The organism is Baaleninema sp. (assembly GCF_049974805.1).
Taxonomy (GTDB): domain Bacteria; phylum Cyanobacteriota; class Cyanobacteriia; order Cyanobacteriales; family Geitlerinemataceae; genus Baaleninema.
Genome location: NZ_JBNGCO010000005.1, coordinates 13,951 through 33,364, shown reverse-complemented (window position 1 = coordinate 33,364; position 19,414 = coordinate 13,951). Strand labels below are relative to the sequence as shown.

The window sequence follows — 19,414 nt, the reverse complement described above, 5'->3', positions numbered from 1 at the left end:
GGCGGCGACACACCCGATCCCACGAATACCGCCCCGACAGCATCCGACGGAAGCGCAACCACAGACGAAGATACGGCAGTCACGGGAACCCTAACCGCCAGCGACAGCGATGGCGACGATTTGACTTACAGTGTCGCCAGCGAACCGACGAATGGAAGCGTGACGATTACAGACGCTTCGACGGGAGCCTATACCTATACCCCCGATGCCGATTACAACGGCAGCGATAGCTTTACCTTTACAGCCAACGACGGTACGGAAGATTCCGAACCTGCCACGATTACCATTACCGTCGATGCCGTTAACGATGCGCCGACCTTTACAAAAGGTGCAAATCAAAGCGTTTACAACAATGTAGGAGCGCAGACAGTTACAGATTGGGCGACAGACATTTCTCCAGGTGCAACTGACGAGTCAGGTCAAACCGTAACGCTTTCGATTTCAAACGTAACATCGACAAATACGAATTTGTTTGCGAGCGCCCCAACAATTGATAACTCGGGAACCCTTCAGTACGAACCCACTTCTGGAGAAACCGGAACAGCTACGGTAACGGTTCAAGCTAAAGACGATGGTGGAACTGCAAACGGTGGGATCGACACGACGACGGAAACGTTCACGATTGAAGTCCAAACGCCGCCGCCGAACCCTGTCATCGACTTAAATGGTTCTGATTCTGGCGTTAATGCAAGTGCCACGTTTACAGAAGGTGATAGTGGCGAAATCTTTGGAACGGGTACTAGCCAGATCGATCCGGCTAAATTACAAGTTCTCGATCCGCAAGAAGATATTAAAACTCTAAAAATCACTCTGAGTCCTTGGACAGATAAAGACGGTGGTGCAGACTTAGAAATCGATGACAGTTCTGTCGCTCAAATTACCGCAGCGTTGTCAATTAACTCGACAGGGCCGACTCGCATTGTTACTTTGACATCCAGCGATCCTGCTACAACTACAGCAGAAGATTTTGAAAATATCTTGAAGACGCTGAAGTATACCAATCCGACAGAGGCCCCAGACACAACACCTCGAACTATTACGTTTGAAGCAACTGATGATGCAGGAAAGAGTACAACAACTGTGGCAACGATCGATCTGACCGTTGCGCCAGTCAACGACACACCGGAAATTAAAATTACAACACCGGGGCCGTATAGTGCAAATCAAGGATCTGCCTTTACGATACCCATTGATGAGTTTAAAGATGTGGATGCGGATGCTGCTAACGACACGATGACCGTTACAGTCTCCCTTACAGGAGATCCGAGTGGTACGTTAGCGATTTCGGGACTGACAGACTTAAACAGCGATCCGACTCAGTTGAAAGTTCAAGGTAGCTTAGACGCGCTGAACAGTGAAACGCTAACATATACGCCAGGAGCATCATCTGGTACAGCAACGTTAAGTGTAACCATCGACGATGGTGGAAACGGAGGAACAGTTGGGACACCTAGTACCACAACTGATATTGATGTCAATCTTCTATCCGCTAATCCTCCGCCAACGGTTACACCAAAAGATGACATTCCTGCAACTGTTAGCAGTGCGTTTAACCTCGATCTGACAACCATTATTAGTGATACAGACGCGCTCGATTTTTCAGCGACAGAGTTCAAATCCGTCTCAGATGGTTCAACACCGGGTTGGTTGAGTTTGAGCGGTTCTACACTCAGTGGAACGCCGACTAATACAGATATAGGCTTGATTGAAGTGACTGTGGAGGCTACTGACACAGCTAGTCAACCTGGCAGCGATACGTTTTACCTCGGTGTTGTTGATGAAGAATTAACTTCAGGAATCACTACAAATGATGACGAAATTAAAGGAGACAAGACAAAATCTGAATGGATAGATAGTTCCGGTGGAGACGATACTATCTATGGGGATTTTGATGGTAGCGACGGTTACAACGAACCAGATATAATAATTGGTGGAGAGGGGAATGACTTATTTGGATATCAGAATTTTGTAGGAAGCTCAACTATACAAAATGGTGTTAATGATAATGCTAGCTTGGAAGCAGAGATCGAAGCCAAACAGGGAGAGATTGACTGGATTCTAGATTTTGAAAATCTTGGATCTGGAGCAGGTGACAAGATATTATTCCAGAGTTACGGTACTGATGTGGATGGCTTTGACGATATTCAAACAACTGTTTTTAGTGATTCTAATCCTATATCAGCCACGTTAGATTCAGGAAAAGAAATTTTTGCCTATGATGATGGTAAGCATATATTCTTGTTTCGTGAGAAAGATGGCGATCTGAGCAATGGAAATGGGAGGATTATTGTTGGTTTGGCTGGATTAGGTGGCGGTTCGGTGACGACCCTGGCTGCAGATGACTTTGAGATTATTACCTAATTCAGAAACTTCTATATTCTCTATAAGGTATAGCTGAACCAAATCGCAGTTCATTCAAGAAACTGCGATTTGTTGTCAGAACGCAGCTAACGCCCCACCCGCTGGGCTTGCTGCGTCCCCGCCACCGTCGGCGCAACGGGAGAATCGTCAGGGAAGGACGAGGTGGGTTTAGCAAAATAGTCGTACACTGTCGCTGACATCTGACGGATTAAATCGGCGGCGCGATCGTCCTCGTCGGGACGCTTGACGATCGCCACCATTAAATATCGCTTTCCGTTGGGAAGATCGATCGATCCCGCATCCGCCAACACCGATCGCAAATTCCCGGTTTTGTGGGCGATAAACGCCCCCTCCCCCAACCCCTGGGGAAGTAACGCATCGTTGACGGTCTGCGACATAATCCGCATCATGCGATCGCGACTGCGCATCGACACCAACTCCCCTCGTTCCAATTGTCCCAACAACCCCAGCAACTCCTGGGGCGTCGTCGTGTTGGTTCCTTCCAAATCCGGTAAGGGATTGCGAATCGTCGTTTCCGTCAACCCCCACTCCCGAAACTGGTCGTTCAACACTTTCATCCCACCGAGTCGATCGATCAACATATTCGTCGCCGTATTGTCGCTGTCGATTATCATCGACGACGCCACCTCCAAAATAGGATACCGAGTTCCGGGGGCGTCGTACTGCATATATCCCGACCCTCCGGCGATGTGAGACTCCTCCATCGTCAAAGTTTCCTCGAGGCGCACCGTTCCCGCGTCCACAGCCCGGAAAAACGCCACCAAAATCGGCACCTTAATCGTACTGGCGGAGGAAAACGACAGGGTATCCGAAAGGCGCACGTAGTCCCCCGTCGCCACCTCCACCACCGCCACCCCAGGCGTCAACCCCGGATACTCCGCCGCCACCTGTTGCAACCGTTCCTTTAACCCCGTCAACTCCTGTCCTAACGAGAGTTCCGGCGACCATCGCGCCACCGGTTGCCCTTGAATCCCGTCAATAGTTTCCTCAGACTGTCCCGATAACTCCGCCTCCGAGGGCATCCACAACGACAGCATGGTTCCGGCGATCGCACTCAACCCCACGCCGACGATCGACAGCCGCATCACGTACAAAAACGGGGTCAAAGCGGGCGGTAGCGGGCGCTTGGAGGTGGGTCGGCGACGGGAACGACGCCCCCCCGCGCGAGCGGATTTCGCCGCCGTTTTCGGGGCAGGACGGGGCGCTCTCGCCGATGGCTTCGAGGGGGGCGCCGGCGATCGCGTCGGCTTCTGAAACCCAGACGGACGGGGCGGCGTGAATTCCGACGGACGCAACGGCGGCAAAGGTTCCGAAGGCTGGCGGCGCAGCGTCGGTTCCGGCGGCGGCGAGGTGGGTCTCTGGAAGGATTGAGGTTGGGGAGGAACCGGGGGTTTGGGCGGTGACAGATGCGCCCCGGCGTTGCGAAGGGGCGGTAAATCCGGCGAGGGTTTCCCCGATTTCGATCGACGCTTGGACATCGGCGTGACGCGACTCGAAGATGGAGACGTATTTTCGTTTAAGCGATTGCGCCACTGGCGACGCATCCAAGCACTACCGGCGTTGCGACGTCGTGAGGGGGAGGGTCGATCGAAAAAATTGGGCATGGTCGGCGTCAGAAAGACAGAAACAACGGCGATTCGCCTCTACCTCAAGTTAAGGGATTCAGAGCGCGATCGGCAATTAACCAACAGTTTGCCCAGATAATTTACTGGGATTTCGGCGAAGTGTGAGAAATTGCCCATTCCATTTGTCGGACAATGCCTCGCAACATGGCCACCTCCGTTTCCGAGAGACGAGCGCGGTTGTAGAGGCGGCGAAACTTTTCCATTCGCGCTTTGGCAGTGTGAGGATAAAGGTAGCCGATATCGAGTAAAAGTTTCTCGAAATCTCGATAGTAGGCTTCGATCGCGTCGGCGGTGGCTTCGGGATCGTCAGTTGCAGGGGTTGGGTTTGACGAGTCGGCGTCAGACCGAACCACGGTATCGTACAGTTCGTAAGCGCACACCGCCACCGATTGCGCTAAATTGAGCGAAGCGTAACTGGGACTGGAAGGAATGCGAAGGAATCGTTGGGCGTAGTTGAGTTCTTCGTTACTCAAGCCGCGATCTTCGCGACCGAAGACCAAGGCGGAGGGAACTCCCAACAGCCAGGGTAAAACCTCCCGAGGGGTTTCAAAGTGGGTGGGAAGGGATCGATCGCGTCCGGCGGTGGCCACGACTCGCTGACAGCCTTTTAAGGCAGCGGGTAGACTTTCCACACACTGGGCGTTTTCCAGAATCTCGGCCGCGTGAACCGCCATTTGTCGCGCCTCGTCGCCGAGATGGTCGCATTGAGGGTTTACCAGAACCAGCCGATGGAGTCCCATATTTGCCATGACGCGGGCGATCGATCCCACGTTCAACGCCCCAGCGGGTTCGACGAGGACGATTGCGATTGGGGACAAAGCCGTTGGTTCCATTCCACTCCCGATCGATCTTGCTTCAAAATTTCTCCAAACGTATACATTATGGGTCGCAAGTACAGGAAATCGAACCTTCCCATGAAAATTTGTCCCGTGTGTCAGCGTCCGTTTGCATGGCGCAAGAAATGGGAAAACTGCTGGGACGAGGTGAAATGCTGTTCCGAACGCTGTCGGCGACGGCGTTGATGATGGGATGATGGGGTTATGGGGGCGAGATCCCCGGCATCTCCAAGATGCCGGGGATCTGTTTCGTCGATCGATTTCGTTTAAGATATTGAAATGGAGATCGGTTTCGGGGACTTTTCTAGAGGGTATGAAGACTTCCTTCCTGACCGTCAACGAGCCTACAGGTATAATAAACGGGAGTTTTCGAGTCTTCTCTCTTGGGATTGGGATCGCTCCATTCGTCGGACTGTCTTTGGCTTCTAGTCTTTGATATCTAGCTCTCGTATAACCCAAATCACGAAATATGGTTTCTCACCCTCAAAAATCTTCACCGAATCCGCTCGTTTCAAATCTCAAACGGCAAGTCAAGCGATTGCTTTATCCTCGACGCACTCAACTTTACTGTGTCGGAACTGCGAAAAGTGGAACTCATTCGATCGCTGCGATTTTTGACGATTCGGTTCGATCTCAACACGAAGCAGGTGGAGAAGAAGCGATCGATCGAATTTTAGCGTTCCATGCCGGCAATCTGACTCAAGAAGAACTCAAACAATATGTCCGAAAGCGATCGAAGCAACTTTATCTAGAAATCGATGCTTCGCAAGTTAATTATTATTTTCTAGAAATTCTGCTTGAAGAATTCCCAAAAGCCAAGTTTTTAATCACCATTCGAGATTGTTATTCTTGGCTAGATTCTTTTATAAACGATTCTCTTCGGCGAGAAACGAGTCCTAAATGGATTAAATTCCGAAACTTACGATTCCAAGCTAACACTTTAACTCATCCCTCTGAAGAAAAAGTACTTCAAGAAAACGGACTTTATACTTTAGACGGATATCTATCTTATTGGGCGTCTCACAATCAAAAAGTTTTATCAACTGTACCGACTGAGCGGTTAATGGTTGTTAAGACTAAAGAAATCACGAACAAGGCTTATGAAATTTGTGAGTTTGCCGGATTCCCGTCAAGTGTCCTGCGTGTCGATCGATCCCATCGCTTTAAAAATCCGAAGAAATACGGAATTTTACAACAGATCGATCGAGAGTATCTAACATCTAAAGTCGATCGGCACTGTCAAGAACTGATGGAAAAGTTTTTTCCGAATATCAAAACACTCGAAGATGCAGGTTTGTAAGACTATGTAATTGTTGGAACGCTCCCCAGGCGAAAAATTCACGTTCAACGTAGCTCGAATAATGAGATAATAAGAAGCCGTGGCTTCTCATTAATTTGTACTAAATTCATGTCTGACTCGGTGCAACCCAAACTAATCGTTCACGGTGGTGCAGGAAGTTCCCTGCAAGGAAAAGGCGGTATCGACGCCGTTCGCCAAGCACTTTATCAAATTGTCGATGAGGTGTACGGGTTGCTGCGGGACGGGAAAAGCGCCACTGATGCAGTCGTTCGCGGCTGTCAGCTTCTCGAAGACAATCCCCGTTTCAACGCCGGAACGGGGTCGGTGTTGCAGTCTGACGGGCAAATTCGTATGAGTGCGTCGTTGATGGAGGGCATCAGCCAACGGTTTAGCGGTGTCATCAACGTCTCGCGGGTGAAGAATCCCATCGATATGGCGAAGTTTCTGCAAGGGGAACGCGATCGCACCCTTTCCGATATGGGGGCGGCGGAACTGGCGCGAGAACTCCATTTACCGATTTTCGACCCCACTACGGACAAACGCTTGAAAGAATGGTTGCAAGACCGTAAAGACAACTTTCAACGGAGTATGGCCAACGTCATCGCTGAAGACGAGGCGGGACGGGGGACTATCGGCGTGGTGGCGTTGGATAGCCAAGGTCGGATTGCGGCGGGAACTTCTACGGGAGGTAAGGGGTTCGAACGCATCGGACGAGTCAGCGATTCGGCCATGCCTGCGGGGAACTATGCCAACCGCTTCGCCGGGGTCAGTTGCACGGGAATCGGTGAAGATATTGTAGACGAGTGTTTGGCGGCGCGAATCGTGGTGCGGGTGACGGACGGGATGTCGCTGCAAGAGGCGATGGTGCGATCGTTCGAGGAAGCGACGGAAAACCAACGGGATCTCGGTGCGATCGCCCTCGATGCCCAAGGTAACATCGCCTGGGGTAAAACCAGCGAAGTGGTATTGGCAGCTTACACCGACGGCGAAACGCGGGGAGACAGTCTCGAGGCGGAAAACGGAACGGTGGTGTTTGTGGTGTAGTCTCAGTTACCGCGCAGTTGCTTGTAACAGTTCTTGCGCCAGCGACTCGACTTCCGAGGCGTCTTTGGCAAAGCGACAGTAGGGAATGGCGTGCGTCCAGGTGTGGTAAAACGATTCGTTTTTGTAGTAGGAATTGGCTAAAAAGACGTTTGGAATGCCCATCAACACGGCCAAAATATGGGCGTGAAGGCGGTTGGTGACGACGAGTCGATGGCGCTTGAACTGATACAGTCCGTTATGTAGGAACTTCCAAGATTTGAGGTGAAGTCCCGCCCGATGAGCATCTTTTAAATCGGGTACGTCTGGGTGGAATCGACTCCACAGTTGCCGGGTTCCCCACTCCCAGGGAATGATATCACCTCGTTCCCAGCTATCTCGGAACAACCATGTCAAACCTTCAAAAGTATAGGCCGGCTTGACATTTTGATAACGATAGGATGCCCAATCCTCTTGAACGACATTCGGCAAGTTCAAACGAGCGGGGGAAGATTTTGCATTGAATTCTTTATCTTCCCGACAGAGATATAGAATACTCTTTTGGCGTTGGTAGTTGGCCGAAAGTCCAGCGGTTCCTGCAAGTTGCATCGCCATGTCGGGAACTTTTAAAATTTGGCATCGATCGAAATATTCTTTAGCTAATTGATAGCTAACATCTTCGCGAGTGCAAATTGTTAAATCACTGTGTTGGTTGAAGACTTTTTTGGCCTGTTCTAGACGCTTCGGCCATCTAAAGTGAATGGTTTGGGGGAAAATAATAATTTTTCGATCGGGATAATTGCTAACAATTTTTTCGTAAAAGTCTTGATAGTAAACCCACAGGTCTCCAAGATTTCCGCCGCCATGCAAAAAAATCGGACTGTTCTCGGATTTAGATTGCAAGGCCGCATCGGAAAAACCGTCAACAGTACAGACGTAATTAATCCGAATTTTTAAAACTTGTCGAAGACAAAGAATCGCTCCCAACCAAATCATATGATCGCCAACGTTGTAATGATCTGGATATGATAAAAACGCACATTCTTTAATGTCTTTTAGGGGACTTAACGCTCGATGTAACTCATCTTTAATTGCTAAGGGGGTGCTGTAAGCTTTCACGATCGCTCGGTTCTCCTAAGTTTAGAAAAAATAGAAAAATATGAAATTACCGATTTTATGCTATGAATTTAAAAATCGATAGTATAAAAATATATCTCGATAAGGAATGCTTGAAACGCCCCATTTCAAAAATTTATCTGCAAGTTTATAAGTGAGTTTTTTTAAGGGGAGATTCAGTTTTTCGATTTCACACAAGTGCTTTATTCGATGACTTTTAATTCCCATATAATGAAGATAAGTCAATCGCTTGCCTTTGTCGTATAAAATTCGATCTTTTTCTTCAAAATGCTTCGACGTAACGTTACAACCAGTTTTGTAGGGTGAGCTATCCTCTTCCAAAGTAAAGTTATATAATTTTAACTGTTTTTTGAGCGTCATGTAATTAATTGTGGTTTGTTCGCTGAGTTGGCGAACTTCTTCAGTTTTCCACGGTGTTTTAAAAATCCGCGCGTCTCCCGCTTCCGCTTCGGTGAGGAAATCGGATAAATCTTCTTCGGTAAACATTTGACGCCGCGACGCCCAAAATCCGCCGCAGTGGAAGCGTTTGGCAAGCTCGTCTTTTGAAGAATATTGGTCTTTGAAAGCCTCAAAAAAGTAGTCAACTGTTCCGGTTCTGATATCTGTATTTCGCTGAAAATCGTGAACGACAAACTCGTATTCTTCTAGTTTTTTAAAGATATGTTCGAGCGACTGAAAAACTAAACAATCTGTATCGATGTAAATAAACTTCTCGAAATCGCCATCAAATGCACAGTATTTTCTGTGCATGGTTAAAATTTCAACTTTTTTTCGATCGACTCCGGGAATCGGATAGTTGAGGTAGATTTCTTGAAACTTTTTAATGAAATTTTCCCACTTTTCGATGGAACGCCGATCTTCAAATAGCGATAATTGTGGTCGTCGTGCGACTTCCTGTCGAATTAAATCGAGACTGTCGTTAAAGGGAATAATACAAATTGGAATGTCTTTACTATAGTTGGCTTCGATGCTGTTGATTAAAGCTACAACTTGGTCGTAGACATTATCGTTGGCGAGGAGATAAATTCCTTTTTCGATAGTCATCTTACTTGAGGTTACTTACCACTCAAAAAATAAATTTACTTCGGAGAATTTTTATAGTTTAAAGCTAACGTTCGGTTCGCTTTTTTACTAATTTTTGTCGAAAAACTCAACGGTTCGTAGATTTCCCTAACTAACTGACTAACCCTCGCCGATGTTGATATTTTTTAGTCGTTTAAACTCGATTGTTTAATTTTTGGCGAACGAGACGTTGAGGTATCGATCGCAAGTGTCGCACATCTTTTTTAAAATGGCAATGGTTAAATCACTTAGAGTTACAGTTATCGCACAAATGACAAAACCCTGGGAAACGATTTCGCAGTTCGTCGCCATTCGATCGCCCTGGCTGACGCTGATTGGAGAACGATTGAAGGACGATCGCGATCGCCTCCTCGATTACTGGCGCGTTGAAAAAGCCGATTCTGCGGTCGTTGTCACCCTGCACCGCGATCGCTTCGCCCTCCCCAAACCCGTCTATCGTCCCGGTGTCGGAGAAATCACCCTCGACTTTCCCGGCGGGCGCGTTCCCACTGATACCGCCCCCATTGAAGTCGTTCCGGAGATTTTACAGCGGGAATTGGGAGTGGGAGAAGACCAGATCGATCGACTCCTCACGCTCAATTCCGAAGGTTGGCTGGTAAACAGTTCGTTTTCCAACCAAAAGCTGTTTGGCTTCGTCGCTGAAATTCGCGCTGACGCGCAACTTGACGATCGCCTTCTTTGGGAAACCCGTTATCAGGTAAACGAGACAAAGGAGATCGATCGCCTCCTCGAAGCGTTAACCTGTTTGCAATGTCGCGCCGTATTGTTGGAGTGGTTGAAACAGCGATCGATCTCGATCGATTAACGACATCGAGGTTCGACAGACCAGCGTATTAACGACGTAGCCGTGGGAATCGGCGACACTAACGTAACCGAACCATCCGGATTGTGACGCCAGCCTTGGGCTTCCACCAGGGGGAATTCCGAAAAACCCTCCTCGAAATCCTCTGTTCCCTCGTCAGTAAAATCGTCGGTAATTTCCTGCGTCGGTGAAGGATAGGGCTGGCGAATATCGTTCCAAAGCGGTTGACTCGATAACGCATCCCATGGATCGGGGGGTAAACCGCCGCGTCCGGTGACGACGAACTCGCTTCCGGCGTCCAACGCCATACAGCGATCGACCACCAATCCCGCAATCTCTAAGGGTTCCACGGGGAGCGTATCGAGTCCCTGACTGGCTTTAACATTCGGCGTTTCGATGTCCACGACGCCGCTAAAGGCCGCCCCCAAGTTCGAGCTGGCGGTAATATCGCTGTCGAAGGTGAGTCGATCGCGAAATTCCACCCCGAAAATCCCCTGGGCGGAAATCGAGACTCGGCCGCCGAATCCTTGCTGCGCCGTAGCCGTAATGTCGCTGTTCTCCAACGCCACCAGAGTCTCCGCGTCGATAAAAATATTACCGCCCGTGGCTTCCTCGAGGGCGTTGGTGGAAATGCGACTTCCACGGCGCAAGCGCAACTCTCGCACCGCAAGGTTAATATTCCCCAAGCCGCCGCGACTGTCGGCCCGAAACCGTGCGCCATCGCTCAAGATAACGCGATCGGCTCGAACTGACAGACTTCCCGCCGACCCTGTATCGATACTATCAACGGTCACTTCCGCTCGATCGCTCACTCGTAACACCGAGGTTTCAATATGCAAATTTCCCGCCGAACCCGCCCCCTCCGAGGCGCTAAAAATACCGCTGGGAACCTGCGTTCCCGAAGCATTACGGGCGAACAGATTCCGGGCTAATTCTACCAGCGGCGTACTTCCGCTCAAATCGATTTCCTCAGCTCGCACCCAAACATCGCCGCCGTCACCGCTGCCAAAGGTTCCCGCACTCAGTTGTCCCCCGTCCCGCAGGGTCAACCGGCCCGTTTCGACGATTAAATCTGCACCGGGCGCGTTTTCGAGGCTGTTCGTAAACAGTCCCGAGGGAACGGTTTCACTATCCTGTCCGGTAATTTCGATCGATTCTGTCGCCCGAACCGTCAAGGTTCCCGCCGCACTGGTGGGGGCGTCGCTGCGGGTTAACGTAGAAATCACGCCCCCCTCGATTAAGCGCAGCCGCGCTGTGTCAATGGTAATTTCACCGCCCCGTCCGGTGGCGTCAGCCCCCGCCCCAGTACTCAGAAGGCTTTTAAATACAACACCGGGCAAATCTTCCATGATGCTGCGCCCGAGTCCTCCCACTTCGACTAATTCTCGCGCCCGTACTTCGATATGTCCGGCGTCGCCTTCTCCCAGAGTCAGAGAGAGAATTTGTGCGCCGTTGGCTAAAAACAGTCGATCGACCTCGAATATCATCTCTCCGCCCCGTCCGGTAGCCGTCCCGAAACTGGTTCCCGACCAAAAGCTATTGCGCGTATCGACTTCAGAGGCGCGAACCGTCAGGGTTCCCGCGTTTCCCGACCCGAAGGTATCCGCTCCTAAAATCGAGGAATCCACCACCACCAAGCGATCGCTTTCTACGAGGATATCGCCACCGTCACCGCTGGCGTCGGGTCCCACAGTTGCAAAAAAACCGCTGGAAAATAGCCCGTCGCCGGAGAGTCCCCGCACGTCTATCAGTTCCGTGGTGGATAAAACTATTCCCCGTCCCGGTTCGTCTCCCAAGGTATCCGAGAGCAGGGTCGAACCGGATTCGAGAAACAGGCGGCGTCCGAAGACGAACAGTTCGCCTCCCCCTTCTCCGCTAACATCGACAGAGGTGGAGTTGCTAAGGCGCAAGTCGCCGTAACGGGTTTCGGCGTCCAGGGTGGTGCTGTCGAATTCCCAAGAACCCGTTTCGACGGCGGCCAGGACGATACGACCGTTGGGGGCGGTGAGGTTGGCACCGTCGAAGCTGAGGCGGGGACTGACGAGAACGATACTGTTTCTGGGGGAAACGGCGAATCCGTCGGGGCGGTTGTCTCGGGCGGTGGCGAGGTTTTCGTCGAAAAACAGGTTGTGGCCGGTTCCTGAAATTGAAATTTCTCCGGAATTCGCCCCCAGTTGCACGCCTGTGGGGACGCTGACGGTTAGCAGAGGCGAGGCGGTGTTGGGTTGGGCGGGAAATTCTGTTCCGTCGGCGAACAGCAATCGATCGCCTGTGGTTGCAAAAAACGACCCGCCGATGTTGAGGCGGGCGTTGGAACCGATGGAAATTCCGTTGGGATTGAGAAGGTAGAAGTTGGCGGTTCCCTCGGTGCGAAGGGTTCCGTCGATTTGGGAAGGGTGGCTTCCGGTGACGCGGGTGATGATATTGTCGATGGTGAGGGGATTTGAGAAATCGACGGTGGCGTTTTCGGGAACGTCGAATCGATCGAAACTATGGAAGAGGTTGTTTCCGGCTTGGGTTCCGCCTGTTACCTGCTGGATGCGTCCGTCGGTTTCGATGGTACTGGGAACGGGTAAGGTGCCGTCGGGAACCAGTTGGGCTAGGGTGGGCGGCGCAACGACGAACGCGAGGACACTTGGAACGGCAAGGTTGAGACAGCCATTCATTGAAATCATGTCTTTAACAGAGAGAAAACAGAGATTCGGGGTCGATGCTTTTGATGGTATCGTTCTCTCAAAGCCTTTTGGTAGCTGGTGAAATGGAGGGGCGATCGCGACGGCGGGGCGTGGTACTTTTGCTGCTTTGAGATATTTCACCCTTCTCGACGTTTCGAGCGATCGCCATTGGCGGTAAGCTAAACTCAATAGTATTTGACGGTTTGTCGAGGCTTTCTCATGTCCGATCGACTCAATTTTAGCGATATTGAACGCAACGCGACACCTCAATCAATCGAGCGGGGGAGAGAATATTACGAATGGGGTCAAGTTCAGTCGATCGTGCGACGGGGAAGCCTACTCCAAGCTTCTGTCATGGGGCAAAGCGAGCCGTGGTACGAGACGTTTTTGGACGTGGAACGTTGTGAAGGCGACTGTTCTTGTCCTTACGACTGGGGCGGCTGGTGCAAGCATATCGTCGCTTTGGCGTTGACCTATCTCAACGATTCCGAACAGATCGAAAACCGCTTCAGTTTAGACGAACTTATTGAGAGGTTGATTTAATTGAGTATCTCGTTGCACGCCATCCTTTTCTGATTGAGGATATCGAAACTTACGTCCGTGAAGAAGGAACGCTGTTTAACGATTTTGTTACCCAACTTCCGCCGCCGAAAGCAACTCTCGACGCGAAACCGTTTCGACAACAGATCGATCGCATGATTACTGAGGGCATCGACTGGATTGAAAGTGGGGAAAATTACTATGATGACGACAATCCCCTCGAAGCGGATGTTTTTCAGGTTATTCCGTCGATCGATACCTATCTCGATCGCAACGACGGTCACAATGCTATTGCAATTTTAGAGGTCGTCACGGATGTTTATTTCAAGCGTCGAGACGATTTGTATAATTACGGACTCGACTTGCTGGATTTTTGCGAAGAACTCGATCGATTGTGGGCGAAAGCATTGCTAATTGCTGACCTGGAAGAACCGAAAAAAATCGATTTAGAGGTTGTTTTTGCCTCGCAAGCTGAAATTTTTTCGAGTTTATTTTCTTTGCGCCGTCTGGCGTTAGAAAAGGGTTGGGAAGATGAGACGCTCCAACAGGTTTTAACGGGAGAGTTGCCGGAAAACTTTAACGAACCCTCTGATTTGGTTGGCATTCGCCTGGAACTTCTAAAACGCCAAAAACGCTTTGATGAGTATCTTAATTTATCTCGATATACGGGACGGATCGATTTATATTTTAAAGCCTTAATTTATCTCGATCGCTCCGATGAAGTTCTCGCACAAATCGACCTCATTCAAACTAAGCCAGACGCCTATATTATCGCCGAAGCTTTTGCCGAAAAGGAACAGCTTGAAGCTGCTCTAACTGTTGCCTTAAACGGTTTAAACATTCCATTTAGAGAGCTTATTACTGGGGAATATTTCGGTAGACATGCGATTGAAGACCGAGAGTATCAGAGTCGTTTGGAAATGTTGGCGTTTAACCTAAGCGAAGATTTGGATCGAGGAGACGTCGGGTTTTCCTCAAAAATCGAAGGGTTTAAAGCAGAACCCTCTTATCGTCAGTATTTACAAATTAAAGACGAAAGTGGCGAAGATTGGGAAAATCAGAAAATCGAGCTACTCGCGTCTTTCAAAGGAATGAATAGATGGCAATCTTTGTCCGATCGAATCCAAATTTATTTGTACGAACAGATGTTTGACAAAGCGATCGATCTCGTGAAAGAATGCTCTTACGAACAGCGAGATTTGATTCAACAAGTGATGGATGCTGTGTTGGAACATCGCACGAACTGGGTGTTAGAAGACGCTCGCAGTCGCGCAGAAGAGATACTCAATGTCAAACAGGCGAAAGCCTACCATTACGCTGTCGATTGGCTGAAATACGTCAAACGTGCCTACGAACAACTCGACAATTGGCAAGGTTGGCAATCTTACCGCGATGGTTTAATCCAAGAACACAATCGTAAGTATAAGTTTATGGGATTGTTTAACGAAGCCGATTTGTAGAAACTTCGTCGAATTTTTTTGGGTAGGTTGGGTGGAACGGAGTGGAACCCAACAGCCGCTCAATCGAGTCAGTCCGCTTGTATCTTTTTAAGATCCCCGACATCTCCAAGATACCAGGTATCTGGAGAGAAACACCTCGAGAGAAATGGAATTTTAACAAACGTGACGTTGAAATCGGGCTATTTCTGAAAAAAATTTCATTTCACAATACATATTTTTCTGTGTAAAGCAATACGAAACCCCAAAAAAGAGACAAAAATTTACAATAATGTAAATTCCTGCAACAAAAACGCCAGCGATCGCGTAGTATTTGATAATAGGTATTCTCAGCGATTCGTTTTCCGAAATTGGGAAGTTTCGGTTGTTTCGCACAGCCGATCGCCACTTCCTCTATTTTTTAAGAAAAAATTTCGGATATCGATCGAGGGCGAATTCATATCGCGTTTCGATCGATCGATCGTCTTTCGGTTAGTCTAAACCTGTTTGGGATTGCTATGTTACAAAGCGTTTTATTTGCCCTAACGCCGACGACGAGCGAGTGGAGTATCAGCATCGCCATCGTCATGGTCGTTTGCAACATTCTCGCCATTGCCATCGGAAAATACACCATCCAAAAGCCTAACGAAGGTCCGGCGATGCCGTCTCCGGAACTGTTCGGCGGATTCGGATTGCCCGCCGTTCTCGCCACCACCAGCTTCGGCCACATTCTCGGAGTGGGTGTAATTTTGGGCTTGCAAAGCTTCGGCGCTCTCTAAGCGCAAATTCTTCAAGTTTCGTCGCTTGACACAGCATTATCGAATTTTACCGAAATGCAACAGCGCGATCGATCCTCTCGTCGGAGAGGCGATCGCGCTTTTTTCGATCGATGCCGTGTCCCTACCGATTATGCGATCGCCAATCCCTTCTCCGCCAACCATTGCTCGTTATACAACCGAGACTGATAGCGCGAACCGCTGTCGCACAATACCGTCACGATGGTATGTCCGGGTCCGAGTTCCTTGGCTAACGCCACCGCTGCCCCAACGTTAATGCCCACAGAACCGCCCATAAACAAGCCGTCTTTCCGCAGCAGTTGGTAAATCACGCGAATCGCCTCCCCATCGTCGATTTGTACTGCGTCGTCAATGGGCGCCCCTTCCATGTTGGCTGTAATGCGGCTGTTTCCGATGCCTTCCGTCACCGAACTGCCTTCAGTGTTGATTTCCCCAGTTTTCACGTAACTATACAGCCCGCTTCCCATAGGATCGGCGACGACACATTTCACCTTGGGGTTTTTCTCCTTGAAAAACATGGCAGCCCCCGCGTAAGTGCCACCCGTTCCCGTCGCCGCCACCCAAGCGTCGATTTTGCCGTCCGTTTGCGCCCAAATTTCCGGCCCGGTGGTTTCGTAGTGGGCGCGACGGTTGGCGACATTATCGAACTGGTTAGCCCAAATAGCGTTATCCGTTTCCGCCGCCAGTCGCCCCGACAGCTTCACGTAATTGTTGGGATCGCGATAGGGAACCGCCGGAACGGGGCGCACCTCCGCCCCCAGAGTCCGCAGGGTATCCATTTTCTCCTGAGACTGGGTTTCGGGGATGATAATCACGCATTTATAGCCTTTGGCGTTGCAAATGTGGGTCAAGCCGATGCCTGTATTGCCCGCCGTTCCTTCAACCACCGTCCCGCCGGGTTTCAACAACCCTTTTTCTTCTGCATCTTGAATAATATAGAGTGCCGCCCGGTCTTTCACCGAACCGCCTGGATTGAGAAATTCTGCTTTTCCTAAAATTTCACAGCCCGTTTCTTCGCTAAAGCTGTTGAGGCGAATCAGAGGGGTGTTACCGACTGTTCCGACAAAGCCGTGTTTGATATCCATGGGTCGATCCGTTGCGTGTGCGTCGATCGAGCAGTGCCAGAAACCGTTCTAGACTGCTCGAGATTCGATTGGTCGTTCACTTGCCTAAGATTGATTGTATCGGGTTAGAGTTCGGGGCAAAAATACACGCGATTTGCGGCCATATCCAGTATCTTAAGAGAGCAAAGCCATTTGGATAGCGTCGATGAGGCTCAAGCGATCGACTCAGGTTCTTATTCCCCTCGCCGTGATTCTGGCGGGCGGATTGTGGTTGTACGATACAGTTATCGTCCCGCAGCAGGAGGAACGCCAAGCGCAACAGAACCGGGCGTTCTCTTTCGACCCGGAACAGGTGACGAACATCCAGGTGACGACTGAAGATTACACCATCGCCCTGACGCCTCTTGAAGAACCCGTCGAACTGCGATCGCCCGACGGCGAAGAGTTTACGATCGCCAATTGGGAATTTACCCCGTTGAAAGACGGCGAACCCCAGGGCGAAGGAACTCCCGCCACCGATGCTTACGTGACGTTTTTACTCGCCGCCCTCAAAAACGCCGAGGTCGATCGATCGATCGTCGTCAAAGCCGACGAAAAAGCCCAATACGGCCTGGATACGCCGTTCGCCACCGTGACCTTTACCCTCGAAAACGGTGAAACGCACCGTCTCCTCGTGGGAAATCGAGATTTTACCGGGAGTTTCGTCTACGCGATCGCCGATCCTGCCGCAAACGAAGGGGAATCGACCGTGTTGTTGTTACCCGTCAATATCGAAAATGCGGTCGATCGTACCCTAGAAGACTGGAAAGCCGAACCGCCGCCAAATTCCAGCGACAGCGAGGAAGGACAACTCGAACCGCCCCCGACGCCCCAACCTTCAGAAGGAGAAACCACACCAGAAGCCACCCCCACACCGGAAGCCACGGAAACCGAAGCCGAAACCCCTTCCGAACCCGAAGCCACAGAAACCGAAGCCACGGAAACCGAAGCCGAAACCCCTTCCGAACCCGAAGCCACAGAAACCGAAACTGACGCAGAACCCACCGAAGAACAACCCGTATCTGACACCGCTCCCCCAGCCGAAACCAACTCAGAAACCCCGTAAACTCCAGCAGCAAAATGCCCGTTTTACGGGAAGTTCTGGAGGTTTCTCAACCCAAACCCCTGCCGCGACGCCATGATAAAACCCCTCGCCACCCTTCTATCTAGCGTTCTTCTCCCTCTCTCCCCATCTCCCCATCTCCCCATCTCCCTCTCTCCCCCCTCTGTTCTCAGCGACATCGAAAAAACGGGAGAACTGCGAATTGGGATTCAAGACGACGCGATTCCCTTCGGCTACCGCGACAGCAATCGCAACCTTCGGGGATACTGTCTCGCCTTCGCCGAACTCTTGCAGAACGAAGTGCGCGATCGCCTAGATTCCTCGGTTCTCCCTATTATCAAACTGATTCCCAGCAGTCCGTCTACCCGTTTTGACTTAATTCGCAGCGGCCGCATCCATATTGAATGCGGTCCGAATACCATTCGCGACGATATCGAAGGCGTCACTTTTTCTCGTCCCTTTTTCTTAACGGGATTGCGGTTGCTGGTTCGTCAAAACGCCCGCGATCGATTTGAAAATAGAGAAAGTTGGGACGGATTGACGATCGGCGTCGTGGCCGATACGCTTGCCGAGGAAATGCTAGTCGATCGCTATCCCGATGCAGATTTGGTAAGGTTTCGGGGTAGCGTTGCCACAGCCCAGGGTGTTACAGCGTTACAGGGAAGTCTCGACGGTTTCATCGAAGATGAGGTGTTGCTGTTAGGGGAAATGGTGAAGTTGCAACTCTCTTTATCTGAATATTCGTTTTTTCCCGAAGATCCTCTCACCTGCGAACTCTACGGTATGGTGTTACCGGACAACGACCCAGAATGGAGAGCGTTCGTTAACCAGCTTATTGCGAGCGATCGCGCCGATAACCTCTTACGCACCTGGTTTCGCGATGTTGCCGATTACATCCTTCCCACCATCGATTATTGTCGCGAGGAAAGACGAATTAATTGATAATTGATAGGGAACGGGGAAGAGCGACAATCTGAAATTCTCTCATCATCCCATCATCTCATCATCCCCTCACCCCCTCACCTCACTTCGAGGCGACACCGCAATATTGATTGATTTGTACAGCCAGTTCGTCTACGTATCGCGCCGCTTGGTGGGCTTGGGCGCCGGCGGCTTTGACGTCGGCTTGGGCTTGGCGGACGCTTTGACGCCCGCTTTCGTTTTTGGGGGCGGTTTCGGCGGTGTTTAATGCCGTTCCCATTTGACGGTAGGCGTCGCTGAGTTCTCGGTAGGCTTGGGCGAAACGCTGTCGCTGTTGGGTGAGGGTTTCGTCGGTGAGTTCGATCGCTCTTAACTCGGTGGCGACGGTGGCTAAGTCGTCGGCGAGGTGGCTGAGGGCGGCGGCGTCTTGCCCTTGAAAGGCGATGGCTTTGGCGTATCCTTGGTTGACGCGATCGACCAATTGGGTGCATTGGGCGATTTTACGTTGGTTCGCCTGGTAGCGACTCAGGGCAACGCCACCCCCGGCACTCATCGCCAACAGAGTCGCGATCGCGATGATGTGGGGAATTCGATTTCGTCTCGGGGAGCGTCGCATCGTCGATTTTTTCCTCAATCTTCAGGAATTTTATCATCGACGTCGGATGGGTCGATCGTAACGATTCGGTAACCTCCG

Annotated in this window: 17 protein-coding genes; 10 read left to right on the top strand and 7 right to left on the bottom strand. The window is 50.6% G+C overall.

Features of this window, described 5'->3' with window-relative positions:
• The coding region (locus ACP5D4_RS02000; RefSeq protein ID WP_428009946.1) for an Ig-like domain-containing protein at nucleotides 1-2,361 on the top strand (2,361 nt) is incomplete at its 5' end.
• 86 nt (nucleotides 2,362-2,447) lie between these two features.
• Here the strand turns inward: ACP5D4_RS02000 and ACP5D4_RS01995 are convergent.
• Together ACP5D4_RS01995 and ACP5D4_RS01990 are read right to left on the bottom strand one after the other, a co-directional pair.
• Nucleotides 2,448-3,986 carry a serine hydrolase gene (locus ACP5D4_RS01995; protein WP_428009945.1) on the bottom strand — a complete coding sequence of 513 codons (1,539 nt, stop codon included), beginning with the start codon at nucleotides 3,984-3,986 and terminating at the stop codon, nucleotides 2,448-2,450.
• 101 nt (nucleotides 3,987-4,087) lie between these two features.
• Nucleotides 4,088-4,840 (bottom strand): RNA methyltransferase, encoded by a 753-nt coding sequence (locus ACP5D4_RS01990; protein ID WP_428009944.1) that lies wholly within the window; start codon nucleotides 4,838-4,840, stop codon nucleotides 4,088-4,090.
• On the opposite strand from ACP5D4_RS01990, the gene ACP5D4_RS01985 reads away from it, so the two are divergent.
• The 3 genes from ACP5D4_RS01985 to ACP5D4_RS01975 all read left to right on the top strand — a co-directional run bounded on the left by ACP5D4_RS01985 (nucleotide 4,736) and on the right by ACP5D4_RS01975 (nucleotide 7,187).
• The gene (locus ACP5D4_RS01985) at nucleotides 4,736-5,029 is read left to right on the top strand and encodes a DUF2256 domain-containing protein (RefSeq protein WP_428009943.1); all 294 of its coding nucleotides are present in this window, start codon (nucleotides 4,736-4,738) and stop codon (nucleotides 5,027-5,029) included. The genes ACP5D4_RS01990 and ACP5D4_RS01985 overlap by 105 nt on opposite strands.
• Before the next feature lie 283 nt (nucleotides 5,030-5,312).
• On the top strand, nucleotides 5,313-6,143 hold the full coding sequence (locus tag ACP5D4_RS01980) for a sulfotransferase (protein ID WP_428009942.1): 831 nt from the start codon (nucleotides 5,313-5,315) through the stop codon (nucleotides 6,141-6,143).
• Nucleotides 6,144-6,251: 108 nt separating this feature from the next.
• The gene (locus ACP5D4_RS01975) at nucleotides 6,252-7,187 is read left to right on the top strand and encodes an isoaspartyl peptidase/L-asparaginase (protein WP_428009941.1); all 936 of its coding nucleotides are present in this window, start codon (nucleotides 6,252-6,254) and stop codon (nucleotides 7,185-7,187) included.
• 6 nt (nucleotides 7,188-7,193) lie between these two features.
• Here the strand turns inward: ACP5D4_RS01975 and ACP5D4_RS01970 are convergent, their stop codons facing one another.
• Nucleotides 7,194-8,282: a polysaccharide pyruvyl transferase family protein gene (locus ACP5D4_RS01970; RefSeq protein WP_428009940.1), complete on the bottom strand. Its 1,089-nt coding sequence runs from the start codon at nucleotides 8,280-8,282 to the stop codon at nucleotides 7,194-7,196.
• A gap of 60 nt (nucleotides 8,283-8,342) precedes the next feature.
• The gene (locus ACP5D4_RS01965; protein WP_428009939.1) at nucleotides 8,343-9,344 is read right to left on the bottom strand and encodes an Npun_R2821/Npun_R2822 family protein; all 1,002 of its coding nucleotides are present in this window, start codon (nucleotides 9,342-9,344) and stop codon (nucleotides 8,343-8,345) included.
• A 289-nt stretch (nucleotides 9,345-9,633) separates the two neighbouring features.
• Here ACP5D4_RS01965 and ACP5D4_RS01960 point away from each other — a divergent pair, with 289 nt between their 5' ends.
• Nucleotides 9,634-10,188, top strand: coding sequence for an NUDIX hydrolase (locus ACP5D4_RS01960; RefSeq protein WP_428009938.1), 555 nt, complete (start codon nucleotides 9,634-9,636; stop codon nucleotides 10,186-10,188).
• Here the strand turns inward: ACP5D4_RS01960 and ACP5D4_RS01955 are convergent.
• The gene (locus tag ACP5D4_RS01955) at nucleotides 10,185-12,860 is read right to left on the bottom strand and encodes a filamentous hemagglutinin N-terminal domain-containing protein (protein WP_428009937.1); all 2,676 of its coding nucleotides are present in this window, start codon (nucleotides 12,858-12,860) and stop codon (nucleotides 10,185-10,187) included. The genes ACP5D4_RS01960 and ACP5D4_RS01955 overlap by 4 nt on opposite strands.
• A 219-nt stretch (nucleotides 12,861-13,079) precedes the next feature.
• Here ACP5D4_RS01955 and ACP5D4_RS01950 point away from each other — a divergent pair, with 219 nt between their 5' ends.
• The 3 genes from ACP5D4_RS01950 (at nucleotide 13,080) to psaK (ending at nucleotide 15,615) form a co-directional block, all read left to right on the top strand.
• Nucleotides 13,080-13,403, top strand: coding sequence for an SWIM zinc finger family protein (locus ACP5D4_RS01950; RefSeq protein WP_428009936.1), 324 nt, complete (start codon nucleotides 13,080-13,082; stop codon nucleotides 13,401-13,403).
• A gap of 152 nt (nucleotides 13,404-13,555) precedes the next feature.
• Nucleotides 13,556-14,860 carry a hypothetical protein gene (locus ACP5D4_RS01945; protein ID WP_428009935.1) on the top strand — a complete coding sequence of 435 codons (1,305 nt, stop codon included), beginning with the start codon at nucleotides 13,556-13,558 and terminating at the stop codon, nucleotides 14,858-14,860.
• A 494-nt stretch (nucleotides 14,861-15,354) separates the two neighbouring features.
• Nucleotides 15,355-15,615, top strand: a complete 261-nt coding sequence (gene psaK, locus ACP5D4_RS01940; RefSeq protein WP_428009934.1) for a photosystem I reaction center subunit PsaK — start codon at nucleotides 15,355-15,357, stop codon at nucleotides 15,613-15,615.
• Between the two features lie 128 nt (nucleotides 15,616-15,743).
• Here the strand turns inward: psaK and ACP5D4_RS01935 are convergent, their stop codons facing one another.
• Nucleotides 15,744-16,718: a cysteine synthase A gene (locus ACP5D4_RS01935; protein WP_428009933.1), complete on the bottom strand. Its 975-nt coding sequence runs from the start codon at nucleotides 16,716-16,718 to the stop codon at nucleotides 15,744-15,746.
• 184 nt (nucleotides 16,719-16,902) lie between these two features.
• On the opposite strand from ACP5D4_RS01935, the gene ACP5D4_RS01930 reads away from it, so the two are divergent.
• Entirely contained in the window at nucleotides 16,903-17,802 is a 900-nt protein-coding gene (locus tag ACP5D4_RS01930; RefSeq protein ID WP_428009932.1) for a DUF4340 domain-containing protein, read from the top strand.
• 72 nt (nucleotides 17,803-17,874) lie between these two features.
• Nucleotides 17,875-18,741 carry a transporter substrate-binding domain-containing protein gene (locus ACP5D4_RS01925; RefSeq protein WP_428009931.1) on the top strand — a complete coding sequence of 289 codons (867 nt, stop codon included), beginning with the start codon at nucleotides 17,875-17,877 and terminating at the stop codon, nucleotides 18,739-18,741.
• 82 nt (nucleotides 18,742-18,823) lie between these two features.
• On the opposite strand, the gene ACP5D4_RS01920 is transcribed toward ACP5D4_RS01925, so the two are convergent.
• Nucleotides 18,824-19,336, bottom strand: a complete 513-nt coding sequence (locus ACP5D4_RS01920; RefSeq protein WP_428009930.1) for a hypothetical protein — start codon at nucleotides 19,334-19,336, stop codon at nucleotides 18,824-18,826.
• Between the last annotated feature and the right edge of the window lie 78 nt (nucleotides 19,337-19,414).